The 22,824-nt window shown below is 67.8% G+C and carries 23 protein-coding genes and 1 tRNA gene; 8 read left to right on the top strand and 16 right to left on the bottom strand.

Annotation, left to right across the window (positions count from 1 at the left end):
• Positions 1–4: 4 nt before the first annotated feature.
• The 4 genes from AB4061_RS22005 (at position 5) to AB4061_RS21990 (ending at position 3,631) form a co-directional block, all read left to right on the top strand.
• Positions 5–424, top strand: a complete 420-nt coding sequence (locus tag AB4061_RS22005; RefSeq protein ID WP_441637481.1) for a GNAT family acetyltransferase — start codon at positions 5–7, stop codon at positions 422–424.
• Positions 425–451: 27 nt separating this feature from the next.
• Entirely contained in the window at positions 452–865 is a 414-nt protein-coding gene (locus tag AB4061_RS22000) for a VOC family protein (RefSeq protein ID WP_441637479.1), read from the top strand.
• On the top strand, positions 862–2,253 hold the full coding sequence (locus AB4061_RS21995; protein WP_441637545.1) for an MFS transporter: 1,392 nt from the start codon (positions 862–864) through the stop codon (positions 2,251–2,253). The genes AB4061_RS22000 and AB4061_RS21995 overlap by 4 nt, the downstream gene beginning before the upstream one ends.
• Positions 2,254–2,398: 145 nt before the next feature.
• A complete protein-coding gene (locus tag AB4061_RS21990; RefSeq protein WP_441637477.1) occupies positions 2,399–3,631 on the top strand; it encodes an MFS transporter in 1,233 nt (410 codons plus the stop codon).
• Between the two features lie 16 nt (positions 3,632–3,647).
• Here AB4061_RS21990 and AB4061_RS21985 read toward each other — a convergent pair whose 3' ends face one another.
• Complete coding sequence (locus tag AB4061_RS21985) at positions 3,648–4,550, bottom strand: DODA-type extradiol aromatic ring-opening family dioxygenase (RefSeq protein ID WP_441637475.1); 903 nt, start codon at positions 4,548–4,550, stop codon at positions 3,648–3,650.
• A gap of 311 nt (positions 4,551–4,861) precedes the next feature.
• On the opposite strand from AB4061_RS21985, the gene AB4061_RS21980 reads away from it, so the two are divergent.
• Both AB4061_RS21980 and AB4061_RS21975 read left to right on the top strand, forming a co-directional pair.
• The gene (locus AB4061_RS21980) at positions 4,862–5,215 is read left to right on the top strand and encodes a hypothetical protein (RefSeq protein WP_441637473.1); all 354 of its coding nucleotides are present in this window, start codon (positions 4,862–4,864) and stop codon (positions 5,213–5,215) included.
• 218 nt (positions 5,216–5,433) lie between these two features.
• Positions 5,434–6,750: an MFS transporter gene (locus AB4061_RS21975; protein ID WP_441637471.1), complete on the top strand. Its 1,317-nt coding sequence runs from the start codon at positions 5,434–5,436 to the stop codon at positions 6,748–6,750.
• 63 nt (positions 6,751–6,813) lie between these two features.
• Here AB4061_RS21975 and AB4061_RS21970 read toward each other — a convergent pair whose 3' ends face one another.
• The 3 genes from AB4061_RS21970 to AB4061_RS21960 form a co-directional block, all read right to left on the bottom strand.
• Positions 6,814–8,133: a DUF3999 domain-containing protein gene (locus AB4061_RS21970; RefSeq protein WP_441637543.1), complete on the bottom strand. Its 1,320-nt coding sequence runs from the start codon at positions 8,131–8,133 to the stop codon at positions 6,814–6,816.
• Positions 8,134–8,177: 44 nt separating this feature from the next.
• Positions 8,178–11,033: a DUF2339 domain-containing protein gene (locus AB4061_RS21965; RefSeq protein ID WP_441637469.1), complete on the bottom strand. Its 2,856-nt coding sequence runs from the start codon at positions 11,031–11,033 to the stop codon at positions 8,178–8,180.
• A 170-nt stretch (positions 11,034–11,203) separates the two neighbouring features.
• Positions 11,204–11,557 carry a DUF2314 domain-containing protein gene (locus tag AB4061_RS21960; protein WP_150991201.1) on the bottom strand — a complete coding sequence of 118 codons (354 nt, stop codon included), beginning with the start codon at positions 11,555–11,557 and terminating at the stop codon, positions 11,204–11,206.
• Positions 11,558–11,680: 123 nt separating this feature from the next.
• Here AB4061_RS21960 and AB4061_RS21955 point away from each other — a divergent pair, with 123 nt between their 5' ends.
• Complete coding sequence (locus AB4061_RS21955; RefSeq protein ID WP_441637467.1) at positions 11,681–12,406, top strand: DNA-3-methyladenine glycosylase I; 726 nt, start codon at positions 11,681–11,683, stop codon at positions 12,404–12,406.
• 672 nt (positions 12,407–13,078) lie between these two features.
• Positions 13,079–13,456, top strand: coding sequence for a hypothetical protein (locus AB4061_RS21950; protein ID WP_441637466.1), 378 nt, complete (start codon positions 13,079–13,081; stop codon positions 13,454–13,456).
• A gap of 150 nt (positions 13,457–13,606) precedes the next feature.
• Here AB4061_RS21950 and AB4061_RS21945 read toward each other — a convergent pair.
• The 12 genes from AB4061_RS21945 to AB4061_RS21890 form a co-directional block, all read right to left on the bottom strand.
• Positions 13,607–13,682 (bottom strand) — tRNA-Ala (locus AB4061_RS21945).
• Positions 13,683–13,722: 40 nt separating this feature from the next.
• Complete coding sequence (soxB, locus tag AB4061_RS21940) at positions 13,723–15,444, bottom strand: thiosulfohydrolase SoxB (protein WP_441637464.1); 1,722 nt, start codon at positions 15,442–15,444, stop codon at positions 13,723–13,725.
• A 150-nt stretch (positions 15,445–15,594) separates the two neighbouring features.
• On the bottom strand, positions 15,595–16,116 hold the full coding sequence (locus AB4061_RS21935) for a TlpA family protein disulfide reductase (RefSeq protein WP_441637462.1): 522 nt from the start codon (positions 16,114–16,116) through the stop codon (positions 15,595–15,597).
• A 9-nt stretch (positions 16,117–16,125) separates the two neighbouring features.
• Positions 16,126–16,818, bottom strand: coding sequence for a sulfur oxidation c-type cytochrome SoxX (gene soxX / locus AB4061_RS21930; protein ID WP_441637460.1), 693 nt, complete (start codon positions 16,816–16,818; stop codon positions 16,126–16,128).
• A gap of 17 nt (positions 16,819–16,835) precedes the next feature.
• The gene (gene soxA / locus AB4061_RS21925; RefSeq protein WP_183034016.1) at positions 16,836–17,660 is read right to left on the bottom strand and encodes a sulfur oxidation c-type cytochrome SoxA; all 825 of its coding nucleotides are present in this window, start codon (positions 17,658–17,660) and stop codon (positions 16,836–16,838) included.
• A gap of 166 nt (positions 17,661–17,826) precedes the next feature.
• A complete protein-coding gene (locus AB4061_RS21920; RefSeq protein WP_174425843.1) occupies positions 17,827–18,282 on the bottom strand; it encodes a DsrE family protein in 456 nt (151 codons plus the stop codon).
• Between the two features lie 141 nt (positions 18,283–18,423).
• The gene (gene soxZ, locus AB4061_RS21915) at positions 18,424–18,735 is read right to left on the bottom strand and encodes a thiosulfate oxidation carrier complex protein SoxZ (protein WP_441637457.1); all 312 of its coding nucleotides are present in this window, start codon (positions 18,733–18,735) and stop codon (positions 18,424–18,426) included.
• Between the two features lie 62 nt (positions 18,736–18,797).
• A complete protein-coding gene (soxY, locus tag AB4061_RS21910) occupies positions 18,798–19,253 on the bottom strand; it encodes a thiosulfate oxidation carrier protein SoxY (protein ID WP_441637455.1) in 456 nt (151 codons plus the stop codon).
• 169 nt (positions 19,254–19,422) lie between these two features.
• On the bottom strand, positions 19,423–19,752 hold the full coding sequence (locus AB4061_RS21905; protein WP_150991213.1) for a c-type cytochrome: 330 nt from the start codon (positions 19,750–19,752) through the stop codon (positions 19,423–19,425).
• A gap of 120 nt (positions 19,753–19,872) precedes the next feature.
• Complete coding sequence (locus AB4061_RS21900; protein ID WP_441637452.1) at positions 19,873–20,916, bottom strand: c-type cytochrome; 1,044 nt, start codon at positions 20,914–20,916, stop codon at positions 19,873–19,875.
• Positions 20,900–22,264: a sulfite dehydrogenase gene (soxC, locus tag AB4061_RS21895; RefSeq protein ID WP_441637450.1), complete on the bottom strand. Its 1,365-nt coding sequence runs from the start codon at positions 22,262–22,264 to the stop codon at positions 20,900–20,902. The genes AB4061_RS21900 and soxC overlap by 17 nt, the downstream gene beginning before the upstream one ends.
• A gap of 136 nt (positions 22,265–22,400) precedes the next feature.
• Positions 22,401–22,808, bottom strand: a complete 408-nt coding sequence (locus tag AB4061_RS21890) for an ArsR/SmtB family transcription factor (RefSeq protein WP_441637448.1) — start codon at positions 22,806–22,808, stop codon at positions 22,401–22,403.
• Positions 22,809–22,824: the final 16 nt, after the last annotated feature.

The raw sequence follows: 22,824 nt of genomic DNA, 5'->3' as shown, positions 1-22,824 counted from the left end.
CCGCATGCAGATCCGCCCTTACCTGGCCGCCGACGAAGCCGCCATCATCGACCTCTGGCAAGCCTGCGGCCTGACCCGGCCATGGAATGACCCGAAGAAAGACATTGCCCGCAAGCTGACCGAGCAGGCCGAGCTGTTCCTGGTGGGCGAAGTCGAGGGTCGCCCGGTGGCATCGGCCATGGTCGGCTTCGACGGCCATCGCGGCTGGGTCTACTACCTGGCGGTGCACCCGGATCACCAGCGCCGCGACTACGGCCGCCGCCTGATGGCGCACGCCGAGCAGTTGCTGATCGAGCGGGGCTGCCCCAAGATCAACCTGCTGGTGCGCAGCGGCAACAGCAAGGTCATCGACTTTTACCGCAGCCTCGGGTACGCGCAGGACGAGGCGGTCAGCCTGGGCAAGCGGCTGATTCCGGATATCTGAGCGCTGGGAGCGCTGGGAGTTTTGGCCATGTTCCGCATCCTTGGCATCGATCACCTCGTCCTGCGTACCGGCAACGTGACGGCGCTCATGCGTTTCTATGTGGACGTGCTTGGCTGCAATGTCGAACGCGTGCAGGCGGAATTCGGCCTGATCCAGTTACGTGCGGGCAGCGGGCTGATCGACCTGGTAGCGTTGGACGGCCCCCTGGGCCGTGCCGGCGGCGCCGGGCCGGGCAGGGAAGGCCGCAACCTCGACCACTTCTGCCTGCGCCTCGATCCATTCGATGCCGACGCGATCGGCGCCCACTTGCGCGCGCACGGCGTGGAACCGGGTCCTGTGGAGATGCGCTTCGGCGCCGAAGGCAAAGGCCCCTCGATCTACGTGCACGACCCGGACGGCAATATGGTGGAGCTCAAAGGGCCGCCCACGGGTAAGCAATAGCCGCCAGCCCATGTGACTCAAGGTGGGCATTCCGCCTGGATGCCCGCTACAATTCCCGCTCACCCCCTCGCCGCCAAGCGCGCCATCCGCCTCCTCGCGGCGGCCATTGCGCGGCGGTACATACCGCGTCCAGGCGCGCCATGACACGACAAGACGCCCCACCCGGCCCACGCGCCATCTCGCCACGCCAGCTGGTCTGGACCCTTGGCATCACCGAAACGATTTCCTGGGGCACGCTGTATTTCGCCTTCACCGTGTTCATCGGGCCGATGAGCGCGACGCTGGGCTACTCCAAGCCCTTCCTTGCCGGCGGCTATTCGCTCGGGCTGCTGGTCTGGGCGATGTGCTCGTTCGCGGTGGGCCGCCTGCTCGACCGCGTGCCGGCGCGCGCCGTGATGTGCGCGGGTTCCGTGCTGGCCGGCTCCGGCCTGCTGCTGTGGGCATGGAGTCCGAACCAGGCGGCCTTCCTGCTGATGTGGATACCCATCGGGCTGGCCATGGCGACCACGCTGTACGAGCCCGCCTTCGTCGTGCTGCGCCAGGCCTTTGGCGATGGCTACCAGAAGTCCATCGTCACCGTGACGCTGATGGCGGGCTTTGCCAGCACCATCTTCGTGCCGCTGGCGCAATGGCTGGTGCTGCACCTGGGCTGGCGCGAGACGCTGCTGTGCTTCGCCGGGCTCAACCTCTTCGTTTGCGCGCCCTTGCACGCCCGCCTGCGCTATGCGGCGCATGCCACCTACGCGGCCGCGCCGGCGCCAGCCCCGCTGGCGGATGCCGCGCAACCGGGCATCGCCGGGATCGCGCTGCGCCAGCCGGTATTCTGGGCGGTGGTGCTGGCCTTCACCGCGCTGGCGGTGATTGCCTCGCTGCTGGGCGCCCACCTGATCCCGATGCTGACCGAGAAGGGCTTGCCGCTGGGCGAGCAACTGGTGGTGGCGGCGCTGATCGGCCCGGCGCAAGTGGTGGGCCGCCTGGTGATGATGCGTTTTCCCGTGCGCCACCCGCTGCGGCTGTCGCTGCCGGTCTATCTGGTGATGAGCCTGGGCCTGCTGTGCTTTGCGCTCGGCTATGGCAAATGGCTGATGCTGGCGGCGGTGCTGTATGGCTGCGCCAACGGCATCAACACCATGCTGCGCGCCATGGCCATGCCGGAACTGATCTCGCGCCACCATTACGCCACCCTCAACGGCCTGATGATGACGCCGGTGCTGCTGATGCAGGCCGCCGCGCCTTGGCTGGGCGCCTTGCTGTGGCGCGCCGCGGGCGGCTACTGGCTGATGCTGTGGGTGATGGTGGCGCTGGCGCTGACGGCGCTGGCGGCTTTCGGCTTTGCCCTGCACCAGCGCGGGCTGCTGCGCGCGTCCAGCCACGCGGCGGCGGCGTAGCCGGCCACGCTGGCTGGCCGGCTGCGCCGCCGGTCATGCGCCCGACGCACCGATATGCGACGATGCAGGGCTCGATTACCCTGCAGCGCCCGCCAGGGCACCTCCCGCGCTGCCCCCGGCGCGGTTGACCGTGCCCGCCGCCAATATGCCAGATTCTGCTTCCCCCGACCTGACCCAGCCGCCCTCCTCCTCCTGCGCAACGCTCGCCGCCGCACCAGTCTGCGCGCGGCGCGTGGAGCACGCCGCGCGCGCCACCATGGCGCTGTTTTTTGTCAACGGCGCCACCTTTGCCACCTGGGGCGTGCACATCCCGACCATCAAGGCGCGCTTCGGCTTGTCGGATGCGGTGCTGTCGCTGGCCATGCTGGCCGTGGCCGGGGGCGCCATCGCGGCGATGGGTCCGGTGGGGCGCTGGGTGGGGCGCGTGGGCAGCGCGGCCGCTTGCCGACGCAGCGGGCTGGTCTACGCCCTGGCTACCGTGGCCATCCTGGCCATGCCGGAGTTTGCCTTGCTGATCCTGGCGCTGATCGCCTTCGGCATGGCCAACGCGGCCTTCGACGTGGGCATGAACGCGCAGGCCGCCACAGTTGAAGCCAGCCGCGCGCGGCCCATCATGTCCGCGCTGCACGGCATGTTCAGCCTGGGCGGCATGGCAGGCGCGGCGGTTGGCGGCGTGCTCCTGGGCCTGGGCGTGCCGCCGCTGGCGCACGCCCTCGGCATGGCGGTGCTGACCGCTGCGGTCACGGCGGGCGCGGCGCCCTGGCTGCTGGACGACCATCCCGTGCCGGCACCTTCCGCGCATCACCGCGCGCATGCGGTGCGCGCGCTCTGGCTGCTGGGCCTGATGGCGTTCCTGGGCCTGGTTGGCGAGGGTGCGATGTATGACTGGTCCAGCGTCTACATGCGCGAGGTGGCGCTGGCGCCGGACGCCTGGATCAGCGCCGGCTATGCCGCCTTCTCCGGTGGGATGGCCTGCGGCCGCTTTGGCGGCGACCGCCTGCGCGCGCGCTGGTCGGATGCGCCCACGCTCGGCGCCAGTGCCTGGGTAGCGTTCGCGGGGATCCTGCTGGCGCTGTCGTGGCCAGCGCCGGCGGCATCCCTGGTCGGCTTCGCGCTGATGGGCCTGGGCGCGGCGAACATGGTGCCGATCTTCTTCGTGGCGGCTTCGCGCCTGCCGGGTGTGGCGCCGGCGGAAGCCATCTCGCGCGTGGCGCGCTTTGCCTATATCGGCTTGCTGATGGGGCCGGTGATGATTGGCGGCGTGGCCCATGTCAGCAGCTTGCAATACGGACTGGGGGTGGTTGCCCTCACCATGGGCTGGATCGCCGCGGCGGGCGCGCGCCTGGCGCGCCCTTACCTATTGGCCCGCAAGGCATGACGCCCGGGGGGCTGGCTCAGGCAGCCTCGCTCCACGCCGGGGCAGGGTGCGTGCCGGCCCCTTCGAACACGAATGTATCCATCGCCAGCACGCCATAAGTGACCTCATCGGCCACGCGTGCCACGCGCGCCACGCCGGCCGGCGCCTGCTCGGCGGGCACGCCTTCATGCGGGCCCAGCGCCGCGCCCAGCGCCACGAAGAACGGCAGCAAATGCTCGTCGGCGGGATGGGCGCGGCGCGCATACGGCGCCTGCGCGCGATAGTCCGCTAAGCGCGTGGTGTCACCGGTAGCGAGCGCATCGTCCAGTGCCTGGATCATCCAGCCGCGGAATGCCTCCACATAGGGCTCGACGGGCGAGCCGTGCTGCTCGCGCCGGCCCCCGGCACCGAAGACTTCCTGCAGGTTGTGGGTAAAGCTGCCCGAGCCGAGCACCAGCACGCCCTCGTCGCGCAGCGGCGCCAGCGCCCGGCCGATCTCGATCTGGGCTGCGGGGGGGAGATAGGGGTTCAAGGCCAGCTGCACCACCGGGATGTCGGCATCCGGGAAGAGATGTCGCATCGGCATCCAGGCGCCGTGGTCCAGCGGGCGCTCATCGTCCTGCAGCACCACCGCGGCGCCGGGGACTTGCGCGGCCTCGACCAGCGCCTTGACGCGAGCGGCCAGCCCCGGCGAGCCCGGGGCGTCGTAGCGCAGTTCATACAGCGCGCGCGGGAAGCCGCCGAAGTCGTGCCAAGCCTCCTGCCGCTCGCGGGTGCCGACCACCAGGGTGCTGTAGATCCAGTGCGCCGAGACGACCAGCACGGCGCGCGGCTTGCGCGCCCTGAGCACTTGGCCGAGGGCGTCGAAGGCGGCGCCGCTCGGGCCCGGCTCGAGGGCAAGCATGGGCGAACCGTGGGAGATGTAGATGGCGGGAAGCATGATGGCGGCCTTCAAATCCTTTTGATAGCAGTGTTTAGTTTGACAAGACTGCCCTGCCCCAGCGCCACCCATTTGCGGACACCTCCATCAAAAAACTTGAATTCACGCGGCGCCACCGCACTTCCCACCACCGCATGCGCACCCTGCCCACCCCGCGAGCGTGGGGTGCACCACACGACGCTTTAAAGATTCGGACACGCGGCGGGCAATCGGCTTATGATTCCAGCACGGGGTCCGGTCCAGCTTTGCGCGGCGCAATGCGTTGTCCGCGCGGGCCCGGGCAAACCCCGCATGACTGGATACGACGCGCCATGAAGCGTGTCAGGCTGGAGAACACCGTGGTCAAGCGCACAGCCCACAGGCCCTTGCTGCCCCATGCGAACTGGTGGCAGCCAGGCGTGTATGCCAGCGGACCGGCTGTGCTCCTATGGATCGCCGCCCGCCTGCCCGCCCCCCTGCTGGTGGATGTATTCAACGCGCCTGACGCCCCGGCGCTGCTCAACCATGTGGGCGATTCCGTCTTCGTGGCCGGGTGGGTCGGCAGCGCCCTGTGGCTGTGGCTCACGCGCCAGCGGCCGGATACGCCAGAATCGCAACAAGACGCCGGCCCGGGCGAGACGCCCGATGCCCGCAGCGCGCGCCAGCATCACGCCAGCCAGCCCTGAATCCCCGCCATCGCGCCACCAGGATGCGGGCACGCGCATGCGTGCTTCACGTGGAACATTCCATGGGGCGCTGGCCGCTCAGCCGGCCATGCGGACCTGACTCCACACGCTGCCATCCTGCTGGCCAATTAAAGAATCGCTTACTATTCTGCCTTTCAGAACGCATGCCCGGTTTCGGGGCAGGCCTCCCGCCGATTTCCCACCGCATCAAACGCCACATGCAAGCCAACGCTGCAATACCTCAAGTCCACGAAATATCCAAAACCCAACGACGAAAGGCCATCCTTGCCGCCACCATCGGCAACGGCCTGGAGTGGTTCGACTTCACCGTCTACAGCTTCTTTGCGCTGATCATTGCCAAGCTGTTCTTCCCCACCGGCAATGACCTCACGTCTTTCCTGCTGACCGTCGCCACCTTCGGCGTGGGCTTCTTCATGCGCCCAGTCGGCGCCATCGTGCTCGGCGTCTACGCCGACCGCGTCGGCCGCAAGGCAGCGCTGACCCTGACCATCCTGATGATGGCGCTCGGCACCGCCATCATCGGCCTGGCGCCCACTTATTCGTCGATCGGCATGTGGGCACCGGCGCTGATCGTGGTGGCCCGGCTGATCCAGGGCTTCTCGGCCGGCGGCGAGGTTGGCGGCGCCACCGCCTTCCTGATCGAGCACGCCCCCGACGAGGAGCGCGGCGCCTACGCGAGCTGGCAGCAGGCCAGCCAGGGCATTTCCTTCATGTTGGGCGCTGCCATGGGCGCGCTGGTGATCAACGGCCTGGAGCCGGAGCAGATCGACGCCTGGGGCTGGCGCATCCCGTTCCTGTTCGGCCTGCTGATCGGCCCGGTCGGGATGTATATCCGCTCGCACCTGGAAGAGCCGCCTGCCTTCGAGGCCCGCCGCGCCGAACGCGCTGTCAGCAAGGTCAAGTTCTCGCCGCTCACGCAGGTGCTGCGCGACCATCCGCGCGAAGTGCTGGCCGGCCTGGGCGTGACCATCCTGTGGACGGTCTGCACCTACGTGCTGGTGTTCTACATGCCGTCGTACGCCAAGCAGCAGCTCGGCCTGCCGCTGGGCGCCACCTTCCAGTCGACCGCCCTGTGCGGCGCCATCATCCTGGTGCTGTGCCCGCTGATGGGCATGCTGTCCGACCGAGTGGGCCGCAAGCGCATGCTGGGCACCGTGGCGCTGATCATCGGCGTGCTGGCTTATCCGCTGTTCCACTGGCTCAACGTCTCGCCGACCACCCAGACCCTGCTGATGGTCCAGGTGATCCTGGGCATCCTGCTGGCGGCCTTCACCGGCCCGGCGCCGGCCGTGCTGGCCGAGCAGTTCCCCACCGAGGTCCGCTCCACCGGCCTGTCGCTGGCCTACAACTTCGCCGTGACCATCTTCGGCGGCTTTGCCCCGCTGATCGTGACCTGGCTGATCGCATCGAGCGGCAGCAAGCTGGCGCCGGCCTACTACGTGATTGCCGCGGCTGCGATCAGCTTTATCGCGCTGCTGTTCATGCACGACCGTACCGGCAAACCCTTGCAGTAATACCGCCCTACGTCGCATTGGATTGGAAAAGGCCAGCCGCAAGGTTGGCCTTTTTCTTTGCGCTCAGTCCGGCGGCGCCTGCGGCGCGCCCAGCACCCGCAGCAGCCGCCAGGCCATCAAGCCCAGCACGCCGACCGCCAGCAGCAGCGCACCCCACAGGATAAAGCGCCGGTGGCGCTGGGTGTCCGAAGGCACGGCCGCCGGCGGCGATGCCGTCATGCCTGCGATCCGGGCGTCGGCGATCACCGGTGCGGGCCCGGCCAGCAGCTCAGCCCGCGCGAGCGCCCCGGGTTCTTGCGCCGCGCCTGCCGGCTCCCCCACCGCCAGCGAGAACGGCCGCGCGCCGCGCGCGACAAAGGTCACCACGGCGGGGCGCCAGCCAAGCGCCAGCACCGGCATGCCGGCGCCAAGCCCACCGGCGCGGGCATCCACGCTCAGGCGCCACTGGCGATCCGTGTTGCGCCCGATCGCCAGTTGCGCGCTTTCCTGCTCGGTACCCGCCGCCCCGGAAAGACGGTAGAGCTGTGCGCTGCTGATCATGCGCCAGGATGCCTGCGCATCGGGCCGCGACCACAGCGTGGCCTGCACCACCGTGTTGGTCTGCGGCAGGCGAACGCGCACGCGCTCGGCCGGAAAGCGTCCGCCGCTGTCGAACAGGTAATCGCCCCCAGGCTTGGCCTGCGTGGCAACGATGCCATCGCGCCATTGCAGCGCCAGCGGCGAAGGCTGGCTGGCCGCCACTGTCTCCACCTGCACGCGCGCCGGCACGGGCGGCGCGCCCTGCCACTGCAGCCGCAGGTAACGCGCCCGCAGGCGCCCCAGCGTAACGCGGTCCTGGCTCAGCGTGCTGCCCTCGCGGCTCAGCCGCAACAGCTGCGCGCCGCCCGCGGCCTGCCAGTGCTGCAGGTCGTCGCTGCTGGCAACGTCCACCCTGCCCAGGTAATCGCCATCCGGCAGGCCGATCACCACCGCGCTGGCGTCGTCGCGCAACTGGCTCAGGTCGATCAGCCATGCTCCGGCAGTGCCGGCTGCCGGCGGGGCGCTGGCGGCGCGCAGCGCGCCGTCGGTCCCGATCACCACGCCCAGGGGCGCGGACTGCCGCGACTGCGCGGCCGGCAGCGCGAACCACGGCACCTCGCGCAGCGTGCGTACCTCGGCCGCCGGCTCGGGCGGCAGATCGAGCGCGTAAGGCAGCAATTCGCCTGTTGCGTTGCGCACGCGCAGGTCAGCCAGCCCGGGGCGCGTGCTATGGGCGTAGACATCGGCGTCCAGGGTCACGGCGTAGTACGCCGCGTCGCGTTCGGTCGCCAGCGCGAACCGCTCAGCCCGCGCGGGCAGCGGCAGCAACAGCGACGACAGCAGCGATGGCAGCAGCGCGGCCATCAGCATCGGCAGCACCCGCCCGCCTGCGGTTCGGAAAACCGCCGTCACGTCGCCTCCTCCTGCTTTGGCGGCAGGGGCGAGAAGTAGCCGATCAACAGCAGCAGCACGCCCACGCCGATAAACGAGATGATCCGCTCGATGCCCTTGACGAAGGACAGGTCGAGCAGGAACAGCTTGACCACCGTCACGCCAAGCAGCGCGCCCCCCACAAACCACAGCGCGCGCGAGCCGCGGCGGGTGGCCGCCACCATGGTGATCAGCGCCAGCACGGTCCAGAACATCGACAGCGACGCCTGTACCAGCGTGGAGCCGCCCAGGCCCTCCAGCGTGTAGGGCACGCCGGCCCAGTGGTGCAGGGTGCGCAGGAGCACGGCGTTTAGCCACAGCAACACCGTGGCGATCGCGGCGTACCCGAGCACGCGTGGCCGCGTGGCCAGGCCCGCGGCGGCAAGCCGGTGCTGCCACAGCGCTACCGCCAGCATAGCAAGCAGCTGGGCGACATCGAGCGGGTTGAGCAGCGGCAGGTAGGAAAGCGGCGCGGCATCGCCGTCGCTGGACACGCTGGCAATGCTCCACAGCCACAGCAGCGCCACCAGCGGCAGCGCGCCATATAGCAGGTAGGCACGCTGGAAACGCCCCACCGGCCAACGCAGGCGCCAGCCCCAGGCCGAGAGCAGCGCCAGCAGCCCGCCATAGCCATAGGCCCAGGCGCTCCAGCTCCAGGCGCCCTCCGGCACATAGGCGCGCAGCCGCCAGTAAGCCTCGGTGGACAGCAGCACGCACACGGTCCAGAACAACAGGGCATGCATGGGCGCCAGCAAGGCATCGCGCTCATCATCCTGTTGCCGCCACAGCAGCAGCCAGGCCGCGCCAAACACGGCCAGCCAGGCGAGCGCGCCAAAGCCGAGCAAGGGCGACGCCGACTGCACGATGCAGCTAAGCACGGCCAGGACCGCCAGCACCGGCGCCATGCCCTGCGCCGGCACGCTGGCCAGCGGCCACGCCAGGACGCGCCGCGCCAGGTGCGCCAGCCACGCGCTCAGCACCATGAACAGCGCCAGCATGTCGAGCAGCGCGCGCACTTGCCAGCCCCGCACGCTGTACCAGTGCAGGATTTCGATCACGCCGCCGCCCAGCCACCACAGCAGCCCCCACAACGCCGCCCCCTGGCCAAGCGGCGCGCATGGCGCGGACCAGGCACGCGCCTCGGGCCGCCCGTGCAGGCGCCAGCCGCTGAAGACACCGGCCACCGCCAGCAGCAGCGTGCCCACGTAGCGGCTGTTCAGCACCGGCCACGCCAGTTGCGTGGCCTCGAACAAGCTGCCCGCGGCAAACGCCGCACCGGCCGCCAGCTGCAGCAGCAGCCCGCTGGCCAGCGCAAGGCGCCGCTGCTGGCGCACCCCCACCCACACCACGGCAGCGCCTTCCACGGCCCATACGGCGCTTGTGGTGCGCTCGTCGAACGCCAGCGGCACCGCCAGCGACGCAAAGATGMCGCCCAGCGCCAGCACGGCTTCAAACAACAACCCCAGGCGATCGCGGCGCGCCGCCAGCCACGCCGCCAGGCCAAGATAGAACGCCGCGAGCGCCACCGCGCTCCATGCCATGGCAAAAGGAATGTTGCGCACCAGCGCGGCCTGCAGCCCCATGGCCAGCAGCGGCGTGCCAAACACCAGCGTGCCGTCCACGTAGTCCTTCAGGCTGACCTGCCGGCGCAGCGCATAGCGCAGCGCGATGCCCGTATACATGAGGAAAAACAGGATCAGGAACGGCTCCGTGGTGGCGAGCAGTTCGGGCCGGTAGTTCAGCGCGCCCCAGGCCGTGCCAATGCCGAAGGTAAACGCAAAGCCGAGCAGGTTGAGCTGGCGCCAGGCCCGGAACCAGGCGATGGCAAAGATGCCGGCATTGAGCAGCGCGTAGTAGCCAAACAGCATCACATGGCTGCCGCCGCCCGTTGCGATCAGCACCGGGGCAAGGAAGCCGCCGGCGCTGCCGGTAAAGGCCAGCGCCGGGGCGTTCTGCAGCACCGCGAGGCCGCCGGCGAGCGCGCAGATGGCCACCATCAGCGGGAACGCGGCCGCGGCCGGCAGCAGGCCGTAGAGCTTGGTGGCGGCGAAGACGGTGAGATACAGCACGCCCACGCCACCGCCCTGCAACACAAGCGCATAGGCGGCGCGCCGCTCGCGCAGGCGCCAGCCCGCCATCAGCAGCACCACCGCGCCAGCCGCCACGCCAGCCAGCCGGAACTCGACCGGCAGCATGGCGTTGTCGGAGGCATACTTGAGCAGGAACGCCACGCCGAAGAACAGGATCAGGATGCCCACCCGCACCACGCTGTTGCCGCCAAGCAGCCAGCCGCGCGCGGCGGATATCGCACGCTCGACGAAGTCGGGTTCGCGCGGCCCGAGCGTGGACGAAAGCGGTGGTTCAATGTGGCGCGCGCTTGCCGGTGCGGGAGCAGGCGCCGATGCCGGAACGGGCGCGGAGATCGGCGCAGGCGCCGCCTCGACCGGGATCGGGATCGCCGCCGGGGGGAACGGCGCTGGCACGGCGGCGCTGGCAGCCGGCTCGAAGGACGGGAATTCGCTGGCTGCCACCGTACCCGGCGCTGCGCCAGGGGCCGATGTGGCTGATGTGGCCGATGGAGTGTCCACGCTCTCGCCGCGCAGGCTCGCCAGCTCGCGCTTCAGCGTGGACAGCTCCTGCTCAAGCCGCAGCACGCGGGCTTCGAGCGGAGCCGCCGCCGCGCCCCGCGCTTCGCCGTCAACAGAGGGCCGGGTGGGCCGGTCGCTGACCATCCAGCCAAAACCGAAGCCCAGGACCGCGCCTGTCAGCGCACCACCAAACCCGGCCGCCACCATGCCGAGCACCAAGCCAATCACCCCGAATATCCAGCGCATCAGATGAGGTTTCGCCTAAGAAGGTTGGGGAAGGCGGCGGCCGTTGGTGCGGATACTGCGTTTGCCGGCACCAGTAACCGCCTGCATCATGCGCGCCCAGTGTACCGCCAGGCCGACATTTCCAGGCGATTCCAGGCGATATGCGCCGGCTGGGCGCTTAGCCGGGGTGGTTATTCTTCTTCGCCCTCTTTATGGATATTGATCACATGCCGCGCCTCGAACCAAAGCGGCATGCCGGGTGCCATTTCCTCTGTGCAATAGGGCTGGTTGTCCAGCTCGCCACTGTAGAGATCGCCCTCGCGGCCGGTCACGATCACCCACATGCGCTCCACATGCTGCTCCTCGCGGTCCTGCTCGTCGGCGGTGACGATGCGAAAGATCAGCTTCACCAGCTGGCCGGCCTGCAAAGCCTGGCGCTCAGCCAGCGCCGGCACCCAGAACGTCTCGGGGTGCGCCTCGCCGATGACCTCGCCGTCGTCGAGCTGCCAGCCGTCTTCTTCGATGGTCGCCAGTCGTTTTTCCATGTCAGTCCTCATCATAAATTCGTCCTTTACGGGCGGCATCGTAGCAAATGCGCCCCGAGGCCGCGCGGCCGCGACATGCCGCACGAGTCGCTTTAAGATGGCAGATCGAAGGAGAACGCACCCATGGCAGCAGATAGCGACGTGACAAAAAAAGTGGCAACGAAGGTGCCGAAGACGGTGCCGAAGAAAGCGGCACCGAAAGCAGCAAAGAATGCGGCGCCACCAGTGACAAACATCGTGGCGGACACGGAACGCCAGCGCTGCAGCTGGTGCGGCACGCTGGAAGACTACTGCCACTACCACGACAACGAATGGGGCTTTCCCGTCGACGACGACCGGCGCCTGTTCGAGAAGCTATGCCTGGAAGGCTTCCAGGCCGGCCTGAGCTGGCTCACCATCCTGCGCAAGCGCGAGGCGTTTCGCCGCGCCTTCGCCAACTTCGAGATTGAAAAGGTGGCCCGCTTCGGCGAACGTGATATCCAGCGGCTGCTGGGCGACGCCGGCATCGTGCGGCACCGCGGCAAGATCGAGGCCGCCATCAACAACGCGCAGCGCGCCCGCGAGCTGCTGGAGACGGAGCCGTCGCTGGCCGCGTACTTCTGGCGCTTCGAACCCGATCCGGCCAGCCGTCCCAAGCTGCTGACGCCGGAAGTGCTGCGCACCATGGCCGTCTCGCCGGAATCCACCGCGCTGTCCAAGGACCTGAAGAAGCGCGGCTGGCGCTTTGTCGGCCCCACCACGATGTACGCGCTGATGCAGGCGATGGGCCTGGTCAACGATCACCGGGAGGGCTGCGAGACGCGCGAGGAAGTCTTGCGGGCAAGGAGAGCATTCAAGGTGCCGCGTTGAGTTGAGTTGAGTTGAGTTGAGTTGAGGTAAACGCCGAGGCGGCGGCAGGCGGACGTCTGACGTATACGTGGCGGCCAAAGTTTCGACGCAGGTATACGTGCGGAGCGCTGCGCCAAATGCAGGCAACGTATACGTCCGCCGCAATGGTGGCCCTATGTCTTTCTTTATTGTTTACGTATACCAATATAGTAGTAGTAGGTAAACGGCCTCATTTTCGGTGGATAAGCCGGTTTTTCCCTTTTCACTCAATGACTTACGAATAAGATAAGTCCCAGGGAATACCCTGCTCTCGCGGGATATCTGGCGGGCGTATACGTGGGGCGCAAAAACCGCCCGAAAGTTGTTCGTATACGCCCCACAACCCACCCCCAGCCGGGACACAGCTTTCCTGCCTGCTTATCCCCAGGGTTTTGCGTAGTTATCCACAACCGGGCCGGGCATTCCCCTAGCCTTCATCGATCGCATGTTGCGGCCCGACCAACCGCGGCCAGCCTGCGTGTCTGTCGTTCTCCAACAGGTTTACCCGGAAAAGTGGCGACGCATCCGCTAATAGTGCCGCCAGGCGGATGGCATGGTCCATGCGGTTAAGGGTTCAGAGCGCGGCGCCGATGCTCGTTTCCTTCCACGTCCCCACCTTCCCACCTGGAGCTATCGCTCCTTTGGAGAACCGTCATGAAGATCAACCGCCATGCACCACGAGAGAGCCGGCCTTGTTCGCGCATGCAGGCAGCGATGCGAGCGCTGCGCCGAGGGGTCCTGCTGATTCGCGTGCTCGCGCTGTGCGCGAACAGCATCGCCCATGCCCAGCCCGCCGCACCGGCCCAGTCATTGGTCACGCCCGAGCAGACGTTTGCGCGGGGTTACCTCGAAGCTGTCTCCACCGGCTATGACAACGGCCAAGCGCAGCTCGGATCCGAGGGCATCGCCCCCGTGCGGTTGCCGCACTCGCCTGCCCTGCAGATCAGGCCGTCCCCAGCGCCGTCCGCACCGGCACCCACGGCCGCAAATCCGTCGGTGGTCCCGGTTTCGCAGAAGACGCGCCGCGAGTAACCGCAGTGAGCCGTGAGAACGACGTGCGCATTGCACCGTCATGCCGTCATGCCCGCCGTCGCGTCGGCATGCGCATCAGGGAACGCCGTACGCCAAAACAAAAAGCGCACTACGTTGTTAAACGTAGTGCGCTGTCTTGTACTGCGAATCTGGTGGACCGAAGGAGGATCGAACTCCCGACCTCTGCATTGCGAACGCAGCGCTCTCCCAGCTGAGCTATCGGCCCGTGACGAACGATTGTAGCTCAGTTTTTCGCGGCTGTTCAATCACGTTGCCATGCCCGCGTTGCCGGTCATGCCGCGCACCGTCGGCAGGTTCAACGGGCGGGCGGTGACCTCGCCGGAGGCGCGCAGCCACTGGGCCATCAGGTCCCAGATCGGTGGGCTGCCGCTCTGGCGGGCTTCTTCCGAGACGGGGGCCCAGCCGGCTACCTTGTAGGTCTTGGCGGCGTCGATGGGCTGGCCCTTGAGGCGCATCTCGGTGATGCGTTTTCCCATCGATGCGGTGGGGTCGATGGTGTATTGCAGGCCGCCCACGCGCACCATGTCGCCGCCTTGCTGGTAGTAGGGATCGGGATTGAACAGGTTGTCGGCCACGTCTTCGAGGATGGTCTTGATGGTCTCGCCGCTCATTGCGGTGACGGTGGTGTGAGGATACGTGATGGCGGTCTGGTCCATCAGGTGTTCCATGGTGATGGCCTGCCCGGGCAGCAGCGTGGTGCCCCAGCGAAAGCCCGGCGAGAAGGCGATCTCGGCGCCCTGCACATCCATCAGGCCGTCCAGGATCAACTGGTCGAACGTGCCGTTGAAATTGCCGCGGCGATATAGCAGGCCGCTGTTGCGCGCCAGCACTTCGCCGAGTTGCTTCTCATACGGCGCGCGGACCTTGGCGATGAGCGCGTCCATGGCGGGATCGGCGGCGAGGTAGTTGGCAAAGACCGGCAACAGGCGGTAGCGGAAACCGCTGACCTTGCCGCCCTTGACGTCGAAGTCGAGCACGCCGAGGAACTTGCCGTTGGAGCCGGCGTTGGTGACCAGCGTGGTGCCCCCGGCGTTGCTGACCGGCACCGGCGCCGGCATGCCGTCGTGCGTGTGGCCGCCCAGGATAGCGTCGAGCCCGCGCACGCGCGAGGCCAGCTTGAGGTCCACGTCCATGCCGTTGTGCGACAGCAGCACGACCACCTGCGCGCCCTTGCCGCGCGCCTGGTCGATGACCTGCTGCAGGTTCTCTTCCTGGATGCCGAAGGTCCAGTCGGGCGTGAAGTAGCGCGGGTTGGCGATCGGCGTGTAGGGGAAAGCCTGGCCGATGATGGCCACCGGCACGCCGTTCATCTCGCGGATCACATAGGGGTCGAAGACGGGATCGCCGAAGTCGTTGGTCTTGATGTTCTGCGCGAGAAAGGCGACCTTGCCCTTGAAGTCGCGCTCGACGATCTCGGTGACGCGCTCGGCGCCGAGGGTCATCTCCCAGTGCGGCGTCATCACGTCCACGCCCAGCGCCAGCGCGGCGTCGACCATGTCTTGCCCGCGCGTCCACAGCGCGGTGGCGGAGCCCTGCCAGGTGTCGCCGCCGTCGAGCAGCAACGCGCCGGGCCGGCTGGCCTTGAGCTGCTTGACCAGCGTGGCGAGGTGGGCGAAGCCGCCAACCTTGCCATAGCGGCGCGCGGCTTCGGTGAAATCGAGATAGGTGAAGGCGTGGGCCTGCGCGCTGCCGGGGGCGATGCCGTAGTGGCGCAGGAAGGCCTGCCCGACGAGGTGCGGCGGCTTGCCCGCGTAGCCGCCTACGCCGAGGTTGACGTTGGGCTCACGAAAATGCAGCGGGCGCAGCTGTGCGTGGCAATCGGTGAAGTGCAGCAGGTGCACATTGCCGAAGCGTGGCACGTCATAGAGCTTGCCGGCGGCCTGCGCGGCTTGCGCGTCGGTGGCGGGAAAGGTCATGCCGCCGGCGCCGGCGATAGCCAGCACCTGCAGGAACTCGCGTCGGTTCATTGTCTCGTCCTGTGCATGTCATGCGCCGGTGTCTGGCTCTTGCGACCCGGCATCTTGTGGGCCATGTGGCCGGTGTGGTCGATGCGGCCGATATGGCCGATATGGCCGATATGGCCGATATGGCCGATATGGCCGATATGGCCGATGTGGCTACTTCTGCGTTGGCGTGGCGTACCTGGCCAGCGCCGCGACTTCCTCTTCCAGCATCTCGCCGACCTCCTTCTGCACGACCTTGCCGTGGGCGTCGATCACGTACAGCTCGGGCAGGCCGCGGCGCTTGCCGAGCGCGGCGCGCAGCGCGGGCGTGTCCATCGCGGCCGGGAAGGTGTAGCTGTGCTTGGCGATGTAGGCGGTGGCGTCGCGAGGGTCCTTGTCGAGGCTGACCGCCAGCACCTGCAGCCCGCCGCGCGCGCCGCCGGTGCTCTCAAAGAGTTTTTGCAGGCGCGGGTTCTGCAGTGCGCAGAAGGGGCACCACGATGCCCAGACTTCCACCACCAGCGGCCTGCCAGCCAGGTCGGCGGGTGTCAGGACCCGGCCGTCGAGCAACTGCACCGGCGGCAGGCGCACGGTGTCGCCTATTTCCAGCGCGGTGGCCGCGCGGCTCCAGGCCAGTGCGGCAAGCAGCAGCACGCGCGCGCGCCGGAGGGAGCCTGCCATGCGGCTGGGTGTCATCGCGCAGCCTTACTGGTTGACCGGCGAGGCCGGGTCCAGCAGCAGCGCCATCACGTCGCGGATCTGCTGCTCGGTGAGGATGCCCTTGTGCCCGAAGCGCGGCATGTTGGAGCAGGCCGAGAACGCGCTGGAATCCCAGATCTTGCCCCAGGTGTACTTGAGCACCGCCTCGGAGTCGCCGCGCAGCTTGCCGTACTGGTACAGCGACGGGCCGATATTGCCAAACGAGATCTCGGCCTTGGTCATCTGGTGGCAGGCGTAGCAGTTGGCGCCGTTGGGGCTGCCGACTGCGTCGGAGAACTGCATGCCGCGGCCGTTCTGGGCGGTCTTCTCGCCTTCCTTCCAGTCGCCCAGCCATTGCTTGTCGGTGGGGTACTTGATCTGCTTGAATTCGGCGGCCTCGATCTTCCTGGCCACTGCGGCCGGCACCTTGGAGCGGTCGGGATAATCGCTGCAAGCCTTCTGCATGGCGTCGCGATCGAGCACGCCTTCGACCGTGGCGGGGCCCTTGGAGGTGAAGGAGCTTTCGATCAGCTTCTTCATGTCGGCGTCGCTGACGGCGGCGGCCTTGGCGGTGACGTTCGCGGGCTTTGTGGCCTTGGCCGGCTTGGCGCTGTCCTCCGCGTGAGCCATGCCACCCATGCAGGCCAGCATGGCGAACGCGACCAGCGTGCCTTGTGCGTATTTATGCGCTTGTTTCATCTCTGCTCTCCCTTCGCTCAGCGCTTCATGGCCGGACCGTCATACGTGCCGCCGTTCGCGTTCCTGGCGAGGAACAGGCTCAGCGCGGTGATCACGTCGGAGCCATAGGCGGGTTCGGGAAAGCGCTGCTGGCGCAGGCAGTCGTAGAGGCGGTGCTGCATCGAGCGTACCTCGCCCTGCGAGACGCGATAGGCGGGCCACGTGGTGTAGGCGGCTTGCGCGCCTTGCTTGGTCAGCAGGTTGGGCAATTCTTGCAGGCGGATGCGCTGGCCGTCCACGGCGTGGCAGGTGGCGCAGGCGAAGTCGTAGGCGCCGCCACGGTAGAAGAACATCTTCTGGCCGAGGGCGTACACGCGCTTTTCTTCGGGATGGTTCAGCTCCACGTTCATCTTGACGCCGCGCGACTCGCCGGCCACGAAGGCCACCAGGCGCTCGATGTCGGATGGCTTGCCAGTGGAGGCGAAGGGATTCTTCAGGGCCTCTTCCTGGGTCAGGCCCTGCAGCGTCACGCGGCAGTAGGCCAGGCGTTGCTCCAGGTCCATTACGCGCCCGGTGTCCTTGAACAGGCGCGGCAGCTCGGCGTAGGCACCCTTGGTCACGCCGGGGCCCTTGCCCAGGTCGCATTGTTCGAGCGAGGCGTTCTTGGGGCCGGCGGGTTTTTTCCAGAGTTCTTCGCCGGCGGCCTCCCACAGTTCCGCGGGGTTGCCCTCGGCGAGCATCTGCCGGTACTTGGCGATTTCCTCGGCGGTGCTGCCCTGGGCGTGCACCGCCGCGGCGGCGAGCGCCACGGTGCCGGCCAGCGCCAGCGCGGCGCCGGTGTGGCGGCGTCTGATCGTTTTCATGGGGCTTCTCCTCGGGGCCTCGGGAGCCTGCCGCCGTGTGGCGCCAGGCCGTGCGGGCCCATCTTATGGCTTGTCTTCCCGTTATCGGCGCCCGGTGCGGGCCGGCTCTTGCGCGGGTGCTGCTTACAACCTGTCTGCTTACAACCTGTATTTACGGCTTGCGTATTTACGGCTTGATGTAGGCATAGCCCTCATCGAACTGCAGTTTGGCCACTTCCACCACGCCAGCCTGTACCACCTTGGCTTCCATCAGCAGGCTGGACTCGGGAATCTTGCGCGCCATGAGCGTATTGCGGCAAACGCGGAACTCGACGCCGGAACTGGCCAGCGCGCCCACTGCGGCCTCGAAGGTGTTGCCGCGCGCGTCACGCGCGCCTTCCACGATGAAGTCCACGCCGTAGCCAAACGCCACCACCACGATCTTGGTATCCGGCGCGGCGTTCAGGTGGTTGCGCAGGTTGGCCATGGCGCGCACCGCCTGGTCCGTGCCTTCGGACAGCTGGTAGACCACCTTGACGCGCCCGCCCTTGCCGGCAGCCGCCGGCGCCGCTTGCGCCGCCGCCTTGGCGGCCAGGCCGATCGCCGCCAGCGCCGCCGTTGCTCGAATAAATGCTCGCCGCATGATTGCTATCCTTCCGGTCGCGCCCCCGCGCGCACCATGCGCCGGCCCGGGCCCGACATTCGACCTGAACCATAGCAGAGGATGCAGCCGTCCGCTCGCTCAGGCCGGTACCTGCCCATCACTTCACCGGAGCAGGCCGGATCAGGAAATGGTCGCTTCGTCGGTCCGCTTGTCGCCGCGGTTGTCGACCCAGGTCACCGTGACCTTGTCGCCCTTGGCGCCGCCCTTGAACTTGAAGTTCAGGAAGGGATCCTTGGATACCGCCGGGCCGAACTGCGCCTGGAATACGTCCTTGCCTTTGCACTGGGCCGTCACGCTCTGGATATGCCAGGCGGGAATGGTCTTGCCGGACGCATCCTTGCGCTGGCCGGTTTCCATGTCGTGCTTCATCAGGATCTTGACGTCGACCACACCGCCGCTCTCGGCGGCACGTACGCGCATCGGGTCTGCCATGTTCTTTCCTCTTTCAGGTAATGGTGGGGCGGGAAACCCGCCTGGATGAATGAGCGCGTGGCTCAGCCGCCGCAGCCACCCAGCGTCACCTTGATTTCCTTGGACGCCACGTACCATTTGCCGCCGGCCTTGACGGCGGCGTACACCATCGAGGTCTGGCCCATCTTCACCCGCGTGGAGACGAAGGGCTCGGTGCCGGCCGGGATGATGAAATCCGCTGCCAGCGTGTTGGGGTTCTTTTCCACCAGGATGGCGATCTGCTCGGTGCCAGGGATGTTGCTGGTCACGGCGACCGGCACCACGGCGCCGTTCTCGGCGATGTCGGGGGCGGTAAAGACAATGGCGGTGCTCTTCTCGGTGCCGCTGCCGCCAAATGCCTTGATGACGTCGGCCACGCTCTTGCCGTCGAAGGCGGTCTTGTTCCACTCCGCCGCCTGCGCCTTGCTGATCAGGCCGGTGGCGGCCATCAGTGCGAGCATGGAGGTGACCCGCAATACGTCTCGTCGTTTTGAATGCATTGTTTCCTCTTCTCCTGCGTTTTCCGTTCCGGCTTGGTTTTCTGTTGGCCTGCCGCGCATTTTTCGCGCCGCAGCGGGCGGTGCATTGCCGCCCTCGCACAGGGGCGCCGTCGGCGCCCCTTTGGTCCCGAAGCCGTAACCGGTCCGGGCAGGGCTTGCCCTGGCGTGCTTACTTGGCCGGGGCGCCTGCCAGCACCCACTCCACGACCGTCTTCAGGTCGGCGTCGCTCAACGCGGCATTGGCGGGCATCGGCACCGGGCCCCAGACGCCAGCACCGCCGCTCTTGACCTTCTTGGTCAGCGTTGCCAGCGCGTTCTTGTCGCCCTTGTACTTGGCCGCCACGTCCTTGTAGGCCGGGCCAACCAGCTTCTTGTCGACCTGGTGGCAGCCCATGCAGGCGTTCTTGTTGGCGATTTCCTGGGCCTTGGCGGCATCGACTGCAGCGTTGGCCGAGGCGGCGCAAGCCAGCATCAGCGTTGCGATGACAAACTGCTTCATGGATATGCTCCGAACTTTGAAGAGCCGTGGGGACGGCGAAAAGCCCGCTCGCTGCCAGTGTTGCCTGTCGGCACGGCCGGCGCGGCGGCGCGCTGGCCGCGCCACGGGGCGGCCAGTCCGCTATTTTGCCTCAAGAATCCACCCCACCACGGTGCGCAGGTCGGAATCGGGAATCTGTGCCTGGGGCGGCATCGGCATGCTGCCCCAGGCGCCCTGCCCGCCTGCCCGGATCTTGTGGGCGAGCGCGTCCTGTGCATCCTGCCCCTTGTACTTGCGCGCGACCTCGGCAAAGCTCGGGCCGACCAGCTTGCGATCGGTGGCGTGGCAGGCCATGCACTGGTACTGGCTAGCCAGTTTCGCACCCGCCGTCTCGCCAGGTGTGGCCGAGATTGTGGCCGCGGGTGCGCTGGCGCCGGCAGCCCAGCCGCGCGTGGGCCCCACGGTGCGCTGTTGCGCCGCCAGGTCGCCGTGGGCATCGCGGGCATAGGCCGGCATGGTCGACACGATCTTGACCGTGGGCGTGCAATCCTTCATGCACGCCGTATTGCGCGTATCCGCCTGGCCCCGCCCGGGCCACAGGCCGTGCTGCAGGGTCATGCCATTGCGGTTCGGCATTTTTTGCTGCACTTCGGCGATATTGCCATCCGACAGCGTGAAGTCCGCCGGCACGATATCGCCCAGGTTGAGCAGGTAGGCCGTGACTGCGTAGACGTCGTCGGCGGACAAGCTCCGGGGCGCGTTCCATGGCATCGCACGGTGGATGTAGTCCCACAGGGTGCTGACCGTGCTGACCTTCATCAGCGTGGTGCGGTACGGCTGGTTGCCGGTCAGCGAGGCCACCCGGCCACGCTGGATATCCTCGGCGCTGGTGCCGCCGACGATGGGCGAGAACACCTCGTTGGACTCACCGAAGTCGCCATGGCAGGAGGCGCATTTGCCGTCCCAGATTTTTTGTCCCTGCGACACTGTGCCGCTGCCCTTGGGCAGGCCCTGGAAATCGGGCCGCACATCGATATCCCAGGCCTTGACCTCGGCCGGCGTGGCAGTGCGGCCGAGCGCCGCACGCGCGCTGGCGTCCGGCGCGGCGGCCATCGCCGCTTGCCCGCACAGCGCGGCGGCGATGGCGATCAGTGCCGCGCGCCCGGCGCTAGTCAACGTGGACATTGGATACCTCGCCGCCATCGGCCACCTGCCAGCTCTGGATGGCGTTGTTGTGATAGATCGAGCGCGCACCCCGCACCGCGCGCAGTTGCGCCAGGCGTGGCTGTACATAGCCGGTCTCGTCGATGGCGCGGCTCTGCAGGATGGCGGGGGAGCCGTCCCACACCCAGTCCAGGTTGAAGCGCGTCAGGCATTTGGACAGCACCGGCGTTTCCAGCCTTGCGGTGCGCCAGTTGCGCCCGCCGTCGACCGAGACATCGACGCGCTTCACGCGCCCGCGCCCGGACCACGCCAGGCCGCTGATGTTGTAGAAGCCGCGCCCCACCAGCTGCTGCCCGCCGGAGGGGGTGGTGATGACGGACTTGCACTCCTGGATCGAGGTGTACTGGCGCAGCATGCCGTCGGGCATCATGTCCACGTAGTGCACGGTCTCGTCCTTGGTGTTCCACGGCTGGTCGCCGAGCTCCAGCCGGCGCAGCCACTTGACCCATGACACGCCCTGCACGCCGGGCACCACCAGCCGCAGCGGGTAGCCGTTTTCGGGGCGCAGCATCTCGCCGTTCATGCCCCAGGCGACGATGATCTCGTCGGCCAGCGCCATCGGGATGGTGCGGGTCATGCCTGAACCGTCGCCGCCCTCGGCCAGCAGATAGCGCCCGCGCTTGAAGTCCGCGCCGGCATCGTCGAGCAGGACCTTGAGCGGCACGCCGGTGAACTCGCAGCACGACAGCATGCCGTGGGTGTATTGCACCGTGGGCACCGCCACGTTGCCCCATTCCATGCCGGTATTGGCGCCGCACTCGATGAAGTGCATGCGCGACACCGCGGGCAGGCGCATCAGGTCGTCCATGGTGTAGACGCGTGGCGCCTTCACCAGGCCGTTGATCATCAGGCGGTGGCGGGCCGGATCGATGTCCTGCCAGCCTTGATGATGGCGCTCGAAGTGCAGGCCGTTGGGCGTGATGATGCCGAAGAAGCCTTGCAGCGGGGCAAAAGAGACCGAGGCCGCCGATACCCGGGTCAGGCCCGGCGACTCGCGGCGCACCAGATTTTTCTCGAACGATGACGGCTGGCCGTAGGGATGCGCGGCAACCGGCTGGCCGAGCGTGGTGGCCCAGGGTTGCGGGGTGAGGATGGCGTCGTCACCGGCAGCGCCATCCGCTGCGCGGGCCCGGCTGGCGACGCCAGCGGCCAGCGCGGCTGCGGCGCCCAGGAAGCTCTTGCGCAGGAAGTCGCGGCGAGGGCTGTCGGACGCACCTACGCCATGCTGCGTGATGTCTTGCTGCAGCGAGGCGCTGACGAAATGCTCCGGCGCACGCACGATGCGCCCGGGGCGGCTCTGTTCCGGCACTGCGGTCTCCTCCGGCTCGCGCGTGCGGCGCCAGCGGCGCCGTCGGCGAGCCTGTTGTGGGTCAGCGCCCGCGCAAACGGACGGCTGCCGTCGAACCTTGGTGCGAGCGCTGCTGCCCTGGCGCCCGGCGCATTGCTCAGCGGCTGCGCCGGCGCGGTGCCGGGGTGGCCTGCGGCATGAAGCGATCGACCATGCTTGCTGGCAAAGCGTTGTCTTCCAGCCGGCTGGCGACCTGCACGCAGACCGTGCGGCACAGCTCGATCACGCTCTCGTCCTCGATGGCGTAGAACACGAGGTTGGCCTCCTTGCGGCGCGACAGCACGCCCGCGCGGTACATCGCGGTGAGATGGCGCGACACATTGGTCTGCGACGATCCCACCGTATCCACCACGGTGCCCACCGGCTTCTCGCCATCGCACAGGGCGTGCAGGATCTTCAGCCTGGTGGGCTCTGCCAGCAGGCTGAAATACCCCGACACTTTCTCGAACACGCGATCCATCTCATCCATGCCGTTCAATATATTCGTATATGCGTAATTGCGCATATAGTGTTTACCCCTT

Origin of the sequence: Cupriavidus sp. YAF13 (assembly GCF_052113425.1) — a bacterium.
GTDB lineage: Bacteria > Pseudomonadota > Gammaproteobacteria > Burkholderiales > Burkholderiaceae > Cupriavidus.
Note: the sequence above shows the minus strand (reverse complement) of the source record. Positions and strands in the feature narration are given on the sequence as shown.